The sequence below is a fragment of the Mesorhizobium sp. CA15 genome, assembly GCF_020165215.1.
In the GTDB taxonomy this organism is placed as follows: domain Bacteria; phylum Pseudomonadota; class Alphaproteobacteria; order Rhizobiales; family Rhizobiaceae; genus Mesorhizobium.
The window spans coordinates 397,181-409,840 of record NZ_JAIUHQ010000003.1; the positions used below are offsets into that span (position 1 = coordinate 397,181).

The window sequence follows — 12,660 nt, forward strand, 5'->3', positions numbered from 1 at the left end:
GGTCCTTTCAATGCGGGTGCTGCTTTTTGGTCGCGCCCGGTATGGCCGTCTCGATTACCTTTTTCATGACGGTGGGCAGCGCTTCCCCGGAAATTTCATGGGCCAGCGACCAGAAATACCCGTCGGGCGCATCGCGCTTGACATGGGCATGAAAGATGTCGAGCTCGAGCGCGAAATGTGTGAAGACATGGCCGATCTGCCCGGCGCGCCGCCAATCGGCGGGAAAAGGCGCGGCATCCGCCGTCGTCGCGCCATCCACCCTGGCGGTCCAGGCGGTGGTCGGCACCTCCGTCATGCCGCCGAGCAGGCCTTTGTCGGGCCGCTTGCGCAAGAGGATGGCGCCGTCGTCGCGCTCGGCGACGAAGGCGGCACCCTTGCGCAGCGGCTTGTCGTCCTTCGGCAGGCGGACCGGAAAGCGTTCCGGATCGCCGCTGAGAATGGCGCTGCAATCCTCGCGCACCGGGCACAGCATGCAGCGCGGGCGCTTCGGCGTGCAGATCGTCGCGCCGAGATCCATCATCGCCTGGGCGAAATCGCCGGGCCCCGTTTGCGGTACCAGCTTTTCGACCAGCGCTCGGATCTGCGGCTTGGCCTCGCTGAGCGGTGTTTCGATCGAATAGAGCCGGGTCACGACCCGCTCGACATTGCCGTCGACGACCGCCGCCGGCCGGTCGAAGGCGATCGCCGCGATCGCCGCAGCGGTGTAGGCACCGACGCCCGGCAATTCGCGCAGGCCGGCCTCGGTGTCGGGAAAGCGGCCGCCTCGCAGCGCCACGAGGTCGGCGCAGGCCTTCAGGTTGCGCGCCCTTGAGTAATAGCCGAGCCCGGCCCACGCCTTCATCACGTCCTCGGCGGGTGCCGCCGCCAGCGCCTCGACCGTAGGCCATTTCTCGACGAACTTGCGGAAATAGGCTTTTACCGCCTCGACCGTGGTCTGTTGCAGCATCACCTCGGACAGCCAGACGCGATAGGGGTCGGGCCTTGCGCCTCGCGCAAACGCGCTTGGCGTCACACGCCAGGGCAGGTCACGATGATGCGCATCATACCAGGCAAGCAGGCAGGCCCCGATATCCCGGGATCCAGCTTTGCTGGTATCTCCGGATCCCGCGTCGCCGGATGCGGCCTGCTGTGATGCCTTGCGGGTCTGGTTTAGTGGTGCCATTGATCGGATGAGCTGGGGACTGGAGAACGCACATGGCAGGGAAAAGGCCCTTCGGCAATCCCGTTCCGGTCAGCGATCTCGCGACCGAGATCCTCGATCCGGTGCTGAAGAAGCGCGCCGGCATCTCGATAGGGTTGGTGCAGTCCTGGGAAGAGATCGCCGGACCGCGCCTTGCCGCCTACTCGCGGCCGGAAAAAATCCAGTGGCCGCGCCGGCTGCATGAGGACGACCCGTTCGAGCCGGCGACATTGATCATCGCCTGCGAGGGCATGGCCGCGCTGCATCTGCAGCACGAGGCCGGCGAGGTGATCAACCGCGTCAACGCCTTCCTGGGTTTCAACGCGGTCGGCCGCATCAAGATCCTGCAAAAACCGGTGCTTTCGCAAAAGGCGCGCCCAAAGCCAGCGCCGCGGCCTTTGAGCGAGGCCGAAAAATCGAAGCTTTCGCGCATGGTCGGCAAGATCGAGGACGACGGCCTGCGCGCTTCGCTGGAGCGGCTCGGCGCTACAATTATGGGTGAAAGGAAGCCCAAAGGGTCGTAAGAAGCGTCATGAATGCGTTACCGATCTCGCGCATTCGTGATGCTTGTGATCAAGTTTCCCGATTGGATTGAGGATCGCGATGCCTTAATTCGCGCCAACTCTCGCCTTTTCTAGCCCTTGCATTGCAAAATCCAACCGATATCAGGTGATTCGCATGAACCGTGCCCCGTTTGGCAAAAGTCTGTCTCGCAGAAACCTTCTGACCACGCTGGCTGCTGTTCCTGCGGTGGCGCTGCTTGCAGCATGCAGCGACTCCGGCGAGGAGGCCAAGGCCGCCGATGTGAAGCCGGCCAACCCGTCGACGCCTGCCAAGCCGGCCGCGACGCCTGCGGCGGCCCAGGTGCCCGAGGCGCAGGGCACCGTCGACATGGCGGAGCTGCTGAAGCCCGGCGCGCTGCCCGACAAGCAGCTCGGCAAGGACGACGCCAAGGTCACAATCGTCGAATACGCATCGATGACCTGCCCGCATTGCGCGCATTTCAACGACACCACCTTCCCTCAGTTGAAGTCGAAATACATCGACACCGGCAAGGTCCGTTACATCCTGCGCGAATTCCCATTCGACCCGAGCGCTGAGGCCGGCTTCATGCTGGCGCGCTGCTCGAAGGATAATTACTTCGCCATGGTCGACGTGCTGTTCAAGCAGCAGCCGAGCTGGGTTGGCGTCAGCAACACCAAGGAAGCGCTGCTGCAGATCTCGAAGCTTGCCGGTTTTACACAGGAGTCCTTTGAGTCCTGCTTGACGGACCAGAAACTTCTGGACGATGTGAGAGCAGTCCAGAAACGCGGAGCGGACGAGTTCAAGGTCGACTCGACGCCGACCTTCTTCATCAATGGAAAGACCTACAAAGGGGCGATGTCGATTGAGGAAATGTCGGCCATCATCGACCCTCTGCTCTGACATCCAGGCCGCGCCGAAGCGGTCCGGCTTCGGCGCGCACCCCTGTAGTGTCGGGCGGCGCGAATGAAGTTTTCGCGCCTTCGCCTCCTTGGTTTCAAGTCCTTCGTGGAGCCCGGCGAGTTCGTCATCGAACGCGGGCTGACCGGCATTGTCGGGCCGAACGGCTGCGGCAAGTCGAACCTCGTCGAAGCGCTGCGCTGGGTGATGGGCGAAAGCTCCTATAAGAACATGCGCGCGTCCGGCATGGACGACGTGATCTTCTCGGGCTCGGGTGCGCGGCCTGCGCGCAACACCGCCGAAGTCACGCTTTTCCTCGACAACACCGACCGCACGGCACCCGCCGCCTTCAATGATGCCGATGAATTGCAGGTGTCGCGCCGCATCGAGCGCGAGGCGGGCTCGCTCTACCGCATCAACGGCAAGGAAGCGCGCGCCAAGGACGTGCAGCTTCTGTTCGCCGACCAATCGACCGGCGCGCGCTCGCCCTCGATGGTCGGGCAGGGCCGCATCGGCGAGCTGATCCAGGCCAAGCCCCAGGCCCGTCGCGCGCTGCTCGAAGAGGCGGCCGGCATTTCCGGCCTGCACACGCGCCGTCACGAAGCCGAGCTCAGACTGAAGGGTGCCGAGCAGAATCTCGAGCGGCTGGACGACGTCGTCGGCGAGCTGGAAGGTCAGATCGAGAGCCTGAAGCGCCAGGCGCGCCAGGCCTCGCGCTTCAAGAATCTCTCGGCCGATATCCGCAAGGCCGAGGCAACGCTCTTGCATCTGCGCTGGACGCTGGCCAAGGCGCAGGAAGGCGAGGCGCGTTCAGCGCTTGCCGTCGCCACCACGCTGGTCGGCGACCGCGCCGCCGCCCAGATGGCGGCGGCCAGGGAGCAGGGCATCGCCGCGCACCGGCTGCCCGATCTGCGCGACGCCGAAGCCGCCGCAGCCGCCGCCTTCCAGCGCCTGTCGATCGCCAAGACCCAGATCGAGGAAGAGGCCGGCCGCATCCGTGCGCGCCAGACCGAGCTCGAACGCCGGCTGCAGCAGCTCGACGCCGACATCGCCCGCGAGGAGCGGATGGTGCGCGACAATGCCGACATCCTCGAGCGTCTGCGCGCCGAGGAGGCCGAGCTCAATTCGGAAAACGCCGGTGCTGCCGAGCGCGAGGCGACCACGCGCGCCGCCTTCGAGCAGGCCGGCGCGACGCTCTCGCAAAGCGAGGCGAAACTTGCCGAGCTGACAGCCGAGCGTGCCGAGGCGGCTGCCTCGCGCCACCAGATCGAGCGTAGCTTGCGCGAGACCGCCGAGCGCCGCGACCGCTTCGCGCGCCAGCTTGCCGAGGTCGACCGCGAGCTGTCCGATATCGTCGCGCGGATTTCCGGCCTGCCCGATCCGGCCGAAAAGCGCCTGCTGGTCGAGGACGCGCTGGCTCGGCTGGAAGAGAGCGAGGCCGGCGCCATTTCCGCCGAGCAGGCCGTCGCCGAGGCTCGCGCGGCCGAAAGCGCCGCTCGCCCGCCGCTGCAGGATGCAAGGGCCGAACTGGCGCGCATCGAGACCGAAGCGCGCACGCTGGCCAAGATCCTCAACGCCGCCAGTGGCGATCTCTTTCCGTCCGTGCTGGAGCAGATCAATGTCGAGCGCGGCTATGAAACCGCGCTTGGCGCGGCCCTCGGCGAGGATCTCGACGTCCCGCTCGACCGCAGCGCCCCGGTGCATTGGGGCGAAAGCGCGGTGCAGCCCGGCGATGCGGCGCTGCCTGAAGGCGTGAAGAGCCTTGCCAGCGTGGTGCGCGCGCCGGCGCAGCTTGCGCGCCGTCTGGCGCAGATCGGCATCGTCGACGGCGCCGACGGCCGTCGTATTCAGGCGCAGCTTGCGCCCGGCCAGCGGCTGGTCAGCCGCGACGGCGCGCTCTGGCGCTGGGACGGCCTGACCGCGAGCGCAGATGCCCCGACCGCCGCCGCGCAGCGGCTGGCGCAGAAGAACCGCCTGGCCGAGCTCGATGCCGAAGCCGTGCAGGCGACGCGCGTCGTGCGCGAGGCCGAGGAAGCGCTGGCTCGCGCCGAGCAGGCGATGCGCCTGGCAAGTGAGGCCGAGCGCAATGCTCGCCAGGCCGGCCGCGATGCCCAGCATGCGCTGGATGCCGCGCGTAACGCGCTGGCCGAGGCCGAGAAGGCTGGCGGCGAGCTGTTGAGCCGGCGCGCCGCGCTAGAAGAGGCACGCGCTCGCATCGTTGACAGCCACGAGGAGACGCAGGCCTCCTTCCTCGAAGCCGAGGAGATGCTGAAGGACGCGCCCGATCTCGGCGATCTGCAGCTTCAACTCGAACAGGCTTCCGCCAACGTCTCGCGCGACCGCGCCACGCTTTCCGATGCACGCGCCGTGCATGAAGGGCTGCGGCGCGAGGCCGAGGCGCGCATTCGCCGGTTGGACGCCATCGGTGCCGAGCGCAAAAACTGGGTGGAGCGCGCCGAAAATGCCTCGACGCAGATCGCCGCCCTTGGCGAGCGCAAGGCAGAAGCCGAAGCCGAGCGCGAGCGGCTGGCCGATGCGCCCGACGAGATCGACGCCAAGCGCCGTGCCCTGCTGACGCAGCTTTCCGAGGCCGAGGCGCTGCGCAAGGCTGCCGGCGACCGCCTGCAGGAGGCGGAAAACAAGCAGGCGGAGCTCGACAAGGCGGCCACCGCTGCCATCCAGTCGCTCGCCGAATCGCGCGAAACCCGCGTTCGCGCCGAGGAGCGGCTGACCGCGGCGGATGAACGCCGCGCCGAGGTCGAGGCGCGCATCCAGGAGGCGCTGAACACGCCGCCACATCTGGTCATCAAGCATACCGGCCTCGAAGCCGACGATCCGATGCCCGACATGGCCGAGATCGAACGCCAGCTCGACCGGCTGAAGATCGAGCGCGAGCGGCTCGGCGCCGTGAACCTGCGCGCCGAGGAGGAGCAGAAGGAACTGTCCGACAGGCTGGAAACCATCGTTTCCGAGCGCGAGGACATCATCGAGGCGATCCGCAAGCTGCGCCAGGCGATCCAGAGCCTCAACCGCGAGGGCCGCGAGCGGCTGCTGTCGGCCTTCGAGGTGGTCAACGGCCACTTCCAGCGGCTGTTCTCGCATCTCTTCGGCGGCGGCACGGCCGAGCTGCAGTTGATCGAGTCGGAGGATCCGCTGGAGGCGGGGCTGGAAATCCTCGCCCGCCCGCCCGGCAAGAAGCCGCAGACCATGACGCTGCTTTCCGGCGGCGAGCAGGCGCTGACCGCGATGTCGCTGATCTTCGCGGTGTTCCTCACCAACCCCGCGCCGATCTGCGTGCTCGACGAGGTCGACGCGCCGCTCGACGATCACAATGTCGAGCGCTTCTGCAATTTGATGGACGAGATGTCGAAGACCACCGAGACGCGCTTCGTGATCATCACCCACAACCCCATCACCATGGCGCGCATGGACCGGCTGTTCGGCGTCACCATGGCCGAGCAGGGCGTCAGCCAGCTGGTTTCGGTGGACTTGCAGGCGGCCGAGGCGATGCGCGAGGCGAGCTGAAAGCTCGGCCGGTCAGGCCGGCGAACCTGCTCTACTTCTCCGCAGCCGTAGCAGGCGCCGTGTAGCGCCGCCGCACGGCGTCGATCACCAGCTTGCGGCTCTCGTCGGCCGATAATGCCTTGTTCTTCTCCGCCTCAGCCGTTTCTCGGGCGAGGTCCTTGTCCCTGATCTGTTGGCGGAACCATTTGGAATAGTCGCCGGCGCGCAGATGGTATTCCCATGTCTTGTCGTCGATGCCTTCCGCCATCTGCGCGAAGATGATGAGATTGTGGGCCCTGAGGTTCATCGCCTTCCTCGGACCGGTGAAGTAGAAGCTGCCTGCCTCGTCGAGCTCGCCCTCGGCATATTTGCGGCTGTGGCGCTTCAGCGACTGGTCCGGCTCGATTGCCTTTACCGTGATCGGCTTCTTGCCGTCGTGCGGCCGCCAGAACAGTACCCGGTCGCCCTTGGGCAACGGAATGCTCTTTGGCGCCTGGAGCCCCGTTTCCTTGCAGAAGGTCTTGATCACGCCCTTCGCCTTGGGCCCAAGCGCAATCACCGCCGTCACCAGGCCGAGCGCATCGGTCGAGATCGCTTCCGGATGGACAGTGATCAGCACCGTGCCGGGCAGCTCGATCGAAAGCACGGATCGCGTATCCCCGCGTCGCTTGGGCATCAAATGATGCGCCTCGTCGATGATCAGCCAGTGCGGCCTTGCCGTGCGATAGCGGACATTGCCGAGGCCCGGCAGCAATTCAGCGAAGAAATCGGGCCTCTCATCGACCTTCAGCGCCAGGCCGTTGACCACGATATTGGTCTGCGGTTTCTCGATCAATTCCAGCAACTGTTCCTTGTTCGGCGCGGTCGAGCCGTTGCCGAGCGGCACCGCGCCTTTCAGTCCGTCATAGTCGCCCTCGGGGTCGAAAATGCAGAATTGCAGACCCTTTTCGACCAGCCGCTCGGTGAGCGCCGTGGCCAAGGTCGATTTGCCTATGCCCGAGCTGCCGGCGATCAGCACCGTTTCCATCGGCGACAAGTAGATGTCCTTGCCGCGTGAGGTCCCGAGCAGCACGCCGCGCAAGCGTTTTTTAGCCAGCAGATGATCGTGCTTGACTAGCCTGCGGATCAGCTCCTCGACGCCCTTGCCGCGCGTTTCCTTGGTGACGAGGTCGGCGGTTTCCTTGACGGCGGGCAGCGCATTGGCCACCGCGACGCTGCAGCCCGAAGCCCTGAGGAAGGCGTGGTCGTTTTCGGCGTCGCCGACGGCCACGACATTGTGCGGCGACAGCTTCAGGTCGTCGAGCGCCGCCGCCAACCCGGTCGCCTTGTTGATGCCGGAAGGCAGGATCATAACCGCGCCCTTGTTGAAGATGATCTCCAGCTCCAGCCCAAGCTGCTTGATGACGTCGAGCACGGTGGCTTGGTGCGGCTCCCAGGTGGCGACGATCGAGCGGCCGACGGACAGCGGCTTCACGCCGCGCTTTTTGAGCCTGTCGACAAGATCCGCGGAAGGCGAGGGGGCGATCGTGCGCTCTTCCTCGCTGGCCGGCGTGTAGACCAGCGCGCCGTTTTCGGCGACCACCTTGTCGAACAGGGAAAGTTCGGGAAACACCTCCTTGAGATCGGGCAGTTCCCGTCCGGTGACCAGGATCAGCTTGCGCCCGGACTTCTTCAGCTTCTCCAGTGCCAAGATCGTGCTGGCCGCGACAAGGCCATCATGCGCCAGCGTGCCATCATAATCGGTGGCCAGTGCCATGAAATACATCGGTTGAAACCTCTCCGAACGGTGTTTGTCGGTCCGTCTGGAACGAACAACGCCTGTCGGCGGAAAAGGTTTAGGCTGATGGTTGGCGCCGAAACGATCGCTGTGTTTCGCCCAGCTCACGGCCCATACAGCGTCGCCCAGCGGAATTGGAGCGTGTGCCGACGGGAACCCGGTCGGCAGGATCACGTTCGGTCTTGACGAGGTTGCTCCCGCACAAGCGCTCGAGCTGGAGTGAGAGGCCGATCCGATGTATGTCTTTCTGGAGGTCCTGACCGTCGTCCTTGTGGCCGGTGCGATGGCTATGGCGCTCGCCCACGCGCTGGAGCTGCCGGGCAAGTTGCGACTCGGCAGGCAAGAGTATTTCGTTGTCCAACGCATCTACTACCCGGGTTTCACGATTGGAGGCGGCATCGCGGAGATCGGTGGGATCCTCGCGACTTTTGCGCTGATGCTGACGTCGAGCGGTGCGCTCCATGTCTGGCTGATCGCCGGCGCCTTGATCGCGCTCCTCGCCATGCAGTTTGTCTTCTGGTTCATGACCCAGCCGGTCAACAAGCACTGGCTGCAGGACGTGGAATTGAACGCGCCGGCCAAGCGCTTCTTCGCGATTGAAGGCAGCGACGGAGCTCCGCTCCCACCGGCGCAGGAGTGGACGACGCTGCGCAACCGCTGGGAACTATCGCACGTTATCCGCGCGGCACTGGCGATGCTGAGCCTGATCTTGCTCACCACCGCAATCGCCATTCAAGGCGCCTGATGTCCGACCGGTTCTCGGTCGAGCCACGCGATGCTTCAAACGCGTTGGCCGATCGTCCGTTCGAGCTTGGCGCTGATGTGGAGGTTGGCTGGGGCGCCAGGATTCGAACCTGGGAATGTCGGTACCAAAAACCGATGCCTTACCACTTGGCGACGCCCCAGCAGGCGGGCATGCCGCGCTGCGCGCGGCGTTATAGGACGAGGCGACGCAAAGCTCAATGCCGGGAGATCAACTAAAATCGGCAGTGACGCGGGGCCGCCATTTCCGGCCAGTTCGTCGCCCGATCGCCCCGCGGTGGATCGTAAGCCGCACGCGTCGCGCGGCAGCTTCGGGCGGTGCAGGCCGCGAGCGGCTCAGCTCCGCGTTCAGGGAAGCAGGCATGCATCCTTTCCTAGACCTGGGCCACGCGCGCGCGGCAATCCTCCAGGACGGCCGCAAGCGTATCCTCGAAGGGATGCTCGGGCGCCCAGCCGAGCAGGGTCCGGGCGCGGGTGGCATCGCCGACGATGCATGGCAGATCGCTCGGCCGCAACCGCAGCGGATCCTGCTCCGTGACGATCTTGACGCTGCTGCGGGCCAGCAGCCGATCGAGGATGTCTCCCATCCGCCAGGATAGGCCGGACGCAAGGTTGAAAATGGCGTTCGGCGCAAGATCGCGGCTCTTCAGAACCGCGCGCGCATAGGCGTTGGCGATGTCGCGCGCATCCAGGAAATCGCGCCTCGCATCGAGGTTGCCGACGCGGATCACCGGCGGAGCCAGGCCCGCTTCGATCCGGGCGATCTGCATGGCGAAGGCCGGCACGGCAAATGCCTCGGTCTGGCCCGGGCCCGTATGGTTGAAGGGGCGCATTCGGACACACTTCAATCCCTGGCGCGAAAGCGCGCCGAGCGCGAGGTCGGCCGCGGCCTTGGTCACGGCGTAGTCGTCGATCGGAGCAAGCAGCGTGCCTTCGTCGAGCGGGCGTCCGGTCTTGGCGCTTTCGCCATAGACCAGGCCCGATCCGACATGAACCAGCCAGCAGTCCGGTGCTTTGTCGAGGATGGCATGGGCCACGTTGAGCGCGCCGTCCACATGAATGCGCCATGTGTTGCGGGGATCGGCCTGGGCGGCACCCAGGGCCGCGACCGCCGCCATGTGAATGACATGGGTGGGCTGGTGACAGGCAATGGCATCATGGACGGCGGCCGGATCGGTCACGTCCAGTTCTTCGACCTGGCCGAAGGCGGGATGCGGTCCACCATCCTTGGAGGTCGCGGCAATGACAATTTCGCGGCCGCAAATCCTGCGCAGCGCGTCGCCCACATAGGGCCCGACGAAACCGTTGGCGCCGGTTATCAAAACGCGCATGCCGGCCTCACGGACCACGACGAATTGTCCGCATGCGGATGCGTGACGGAAGACGGTGCGTCAAGTCATCGACCTGTTGATGCAAGAGCTTCCTTTCAATTCCTGGCAGCCGAGTGGCGCGCCAGATCGGCGTCCACCATTTCGCGGATCATATCCTCCAGGGAGATCGTCGCTTCCCATCCGAGCTTCGCCTTTGCCTTGGCCGGATTGCCGCGAAGGATTTCGACTTCCGCCGGCCTGAACAGGTCGGGATCGATGACAAGATGGTCATCCATCTCCAGCCCGACATGCTCGAACGCGATCCTGCACATATCGCGCACCGTCGTCGTCCTGCCGGTGGCGACCACATAGTCGTCGGGCTGATCCTGCTGCAGCATCAGCCACATGGCGCGGACATAGTCCCTGGAGTGGCCCCAGTCGCGCTTGGCGTCGATGTTGCCCAGGCGCAGTTCCTTGGCCATGCCCTTCTTGATGCGCGCGACGGCGTCCGTGACTTTGCGTGTCACGAATTCGATGCCGCGAAGCGGCGATTCGTGATTGAACAGGATGCCGCTCGAAGCGTGCAGGCCGAAGCTCTCGCGATAATTGACGGTGATCCAGTGACCATAGACCTTCGCCACCGCATAGGGAGAGCGGGGATGGAAAGGCGTGGTCTCCGACTGCACCGGCTCCTGGATAAGGCCGTACATCTCCGACGACGACGCCTGGTAGAAACGCGCCTCGGGGATCTCGAGACGCAGCGCCTCGAGAACATTGGTGACGCCGATACCGGTGACGTTGCCTGTCAGGATCGGCTGCTGCCACGAGGATCTGACGAAAGACTGTGCGGCCAGGTTGTAGACCTCGTCCGGCCTTACGTCGCGCATGGTTCGACTAAGACCCGACAGGTCCGTCAGGTTGCCGTCCACGATCCGCACATCGTTTTCGATCCCCAGCCATTTCAGGCGCATGGTGTTGACGTCGGCTGTGCTCGACCGCCGCGCCAGCCCGTGGACTCGGTAACCCTTCGAAAGCAGGAGCTGGGCCAGATAGGCGCCATCCTGCCCCGTAATGCCGGTTATCAACGCCGTTCTTGTCATCGATGCTCTCAGGGCTCGGGCGAGACGTGGGGCACGTGTCCCCGTTATTGTAGAGCGGGCCGCGCCCCAAGCCTGCGGCGATCGCCGGCTCCGTCTTCGTTATACGGCTTCTGATTCATCTGCCAGTGTGGTGTCGCGCGCTCGTTCCAGCGCCATTGCCACAATCTCGCTCGCCCTGTCATGGCTGGCGGCCTCGGCATAGCACCGAAATTCGGGAGCGTTGCCGGAAGGCCGCAGATGGATGATCTCGCCGCTGGTCATCCGTGCCCTGAGACCATCGGTCTCATCGACGTCCAAGACGCTGCCGAAGGGGGCAAGGAAGTGTTGCAAAGCATCACGGTCGGCGAGCTTTCGCATCAAGCCGCGCGATTTCTCGACAGGGAAGTTCTCGAGCCGTTCGCTGGCGCAGACCGGAAGGCTCCAGGTTTGGCGCAGGCCGGAAAGCGATTTTCCGGACGATGCCATCGTGCCTAGCACCGCCAGGATCGGCAAAAATGAATCCCGTGTCGGCAGCGCCGACAAAGCCTTGCCGTTCACCACGCAGTCCGACCCCAGAAGAACCCCGCCATTGGCTTCGAAGCCGACGATAATGCCGCCTGCCTGCCGCGCGGCGTCCATTTCCGCTATGACGAAAGGGGATCCGACCTTCGTTCTCCTGACGCCGAATCCGAAAGCATCGGAGATGCCTGAATTGGAGGTGATCGGCGTCACCACAATGTCGGCCTTGAGGAACAGCGCCGTGGCCAGCCCGATCAGGTCGCCGCGGAACAGTTCGCCATTTTCGTCGATGACAAGCGGACGATCGGCATCGGCGTCGGCCGAGAGCACGGCGTCGAATTCGAATTCGCGCACCCAGCCTTTCACCCTCGCCATCGTTTCCTGGCCGACGGCTTCCGTATCGACGGGCACGAAGGTTTCTGTTTTCCCGACGGGGATCACCTCGGCGCCGTAGGACCGCAGGACCTCGACCAGCAGCTCCGCCGCAACCGTGCTGTGCTGGTAGACGCCGAGACGCATTCCGGAAAGGGCGCCAGGGGGCAGAATGCCATCGACACGATCTCGAAAGGCCGCGAGCGCCTGTTCATGGCCGGCTTGCCGGTCCGCATGGGCCGGAGGCCAGGGATATCGATCCGACAGTTCCGCGACGTGACGGGTGATGGCGGCCTCGTCCGCCTTGTCGATCTCGCCCTTCGGCCCATAGAATTTGATGCCGTTGCGGTCGGCGGGAATATGCGACCCCGTCACCATAAGCGCCGCGGCGCCATGCAGGCGGGCGTAAAAGGCGAGCGCGGGCGTGGGGATGGGACCGCAATCGACCGGCTGGAAGCCGGCTGTGGCCAAAGCCGCCATGCAGTCTTCGGCAATCGTTGGGCTGCTGTCGCGCAAATCGCGCCCGACGAAGACCTTGCCTTGCTGAAATCCGGTCGACCGCAAGCGCCGGGCGAAACCCTCAGTATAAAGTCCGCTTGGCCTTCCCACCAATTCGGAAGCCAAACCCCGAACGCCGCTTGAGCCGAATTTCATCAGTCTGCTTTGCTGTTGGAAGATTGCCGACGCTCATTGGAATGAGCCCGGCTGTCAACATCAAAAATAACTCGAAATCCG

The 12,660-nt window shown here is 64.9% G+C and carries 9 protein-coding genes and 1 tRNA gene; 4 read left to right on the top strand and 6 right to left on the bottom strand.

The features are described from left to right. Nucleotides 1-7 precede the first annotated feature (7 nt). Nucleotides 8-1,162, bottom strand: a complete 1,155-nt coding sequence (gene mutY, locus LB515_RS08545) for an A/G-specific adenine glycosylase (protein ID WP_224707420.1) — start codon at nt 1,160-1,162, stop codon at nt 8-10. 32 nt (nt 1,163-1,194) lie between these two features. On the opposite strand from mutY, the gene LB515_RS08550 reads away from it, so the two are divergent. From LB515_RS08550 to smc, 3 genes are all read left to right on the top strand, one after another. Next, nucleotides 1,195-1,704: a DUF721 domain-containing protein gene (locus LB515_RS08550; protein WP_224637707.1), complete on the top strand. Its 510-nt coding sequence runs from the start codon at nt 1,195-1,197 to the stop codon at nt 1,702-1,704. 154 nt (nt 1,705-1,858) lie between these two features. Continuing rightward, complete coding sequence (locus tag LB515_RS08555; RefSeq protein WP_140847337.1) at nt 1,859-2,605, top strand: DsbA family protein; 747 nt, start codon at nt 1,859-1,861, stop codon at nt 2,603-2,605. A gap of 63 nt (nt 2,606-2,668) precedes the next feature. Next, nucleotides 2,669-6,127 (top strand): chromosome segregation protein SMC, encoded by a 3,459-nt coding sequence (gene smc, locus LB515_RS08560; RefSeq protein WP_224707421.1) that lies wholly within the window; start codon nt 2,669-2,671, stop codon nt 6,125-6,127. A gap of 31 nt (nt 6,128-6,158) precedes the next feature. Here the strand turns inward: smc and LB515_RS08565 are convergent, their stop codons facing one another. Continuing rightward, nucleotides 6,159-7,871, bottom strand: coding sequence for an HAD family hydrolase (locus tag LB515_RS08565; protein ID WP_224707422.1), 1,713 nt, complete (start codon nt 7,869-7,871; stop codon nt 6,159-6,161). Nucleotides 7,872-8,118: 247 nt separating this feature from the next. Between LB515_RS08565 and LB515_RS08570 the strand changes: the two genes are divergently transcribed. After that, a complete protein-coding gene (locus tag LB515_RS08570; protein WP_224707423.1) occupies nt 8,119-8,628 on the top strand; it encodes an anthrone oxygenase family protein in 510 nt (169 codons plus the stop codon). Between the two features lie 85 nt (nt 8,629-8,713). On the opposite strand, the gene LB515_RS08575 is transcribed toward LB515_RS08570, so the two are convergent. The 4 genes from LB515_RS08575 to LB515_RS08590 form a co-directional block, all read right to left on the bottom strand. Then, nucleotides 8,714-8,788, bottom strand: a tRNA-Gln gene (locus LB515_RS08575). A gap of 231 nt (nt 8,789-9,019) precedes the next feature. After that, on the bottom strand, nt 9,020-9,976 hold the full coding sequence (locus LB515_RS08580; protein WP_224707424.1) for an NAD-dependent epimerase/dehydratase family protein: 957 nt from the start codon (nt 9,974-9,976) through the stop codon (nt 9,020-9,022). Nucleotides 9,977-10,071: 95 nt separating this feature from the next. Continuing rightward, complete coding sequence (gene gmd, locus LB515_RS08585; protein WP_224526321.1) at nt 10,072-11,055, bottom strand: GDP-mannose 4,6-dehydratase; 984 nt, start codon at nt 11,053-11,055, stop codon at nt 10,072-10,074. A 99-nt stretch (nt 11,056-11,154) separates the two neighbouring features. Next, on the bottom strand, nt 11,155-12,579 hold the full coding sequence (locus LB515_RS08590) for a phosphomannomutase (protein WP_224707425.1): 1,425 nt from the start codon (nt 12,577-12,579) through the stop codon (nt 11,155-11,157). Nucleotides 12,580-12,660 lie beyond the last annotated feature (81 nt).

What these genes read in the sequence shown, in the direction of transcription:
- smc (WP_224707421.1), top strand. Translation starts at nt 2,669, where the DNA reads ATGAAGTTTTCGCGCCTTCGCCTCCTTGGTTTCAAGTCCTTCGTGGAG.
- LB515_RS08565 (WP_224707422.1), bottom strand. Translation starts at nt 7,871, where the DNA reads ATGTATTTCATGGCACTGGCCACCGATTATGATGGCACGCTGGCGCAT.
- mutY (WP_224707420.1), bottom strand. Translation starts at nt 1,162, where the DNA reads ATGGCACCACTAAACCAGACCCGCAAGGCATCACAGCAGGCCGCATCC.
- LB515_RS08570 (WP_224707423.1), top strand. Translation starts at nt 8,119, where the DNA reads ATGTATGTCTTTCTGGAGGTCCTGACCGTCGTCCTTGTGGCCGGTGCG.
- LB515_RS08550 (WP_224637707.1), top strand. Translation starts at nt 1,195, where the DNA reads ATGGCAGGGAAAAGGCCCTTCGGCAATCCCGTTCCGGTCAGCGATCTC.
- LB515_RS08555 (WP_140847337.1), top strand. Translation starts at nt 1,859, where the DNA reads ATGAACCGTGCCCCGTTTGGCAAAAGTCTGTCTCGCAGAAACCTTCTG.
- LB515_RS08580 (WP_224707424.1), bottom strand. Translation starts at nt 9,976, where the DNA reads ATGCGCGTTTTGATAACCGGCGCCAACGGTTTCGTCGGGCCCTATGTG.
- gmd (WP_224526321.1), bottom strand. Translation starts at nt 11,055, where the DNA reads ATGACAAGAACGGCGTTGATAACCGGCATTACGGGGCAGGATGGCGCC.
- LB515_RS08590 (WP_224707425.1), bottom strand. Translation starts at nt 12,579, where the DNA reads ATGAAATTCGGCTCAAGCGGCGTTCGGGGTTTGGCTTCCGAATTGGTG.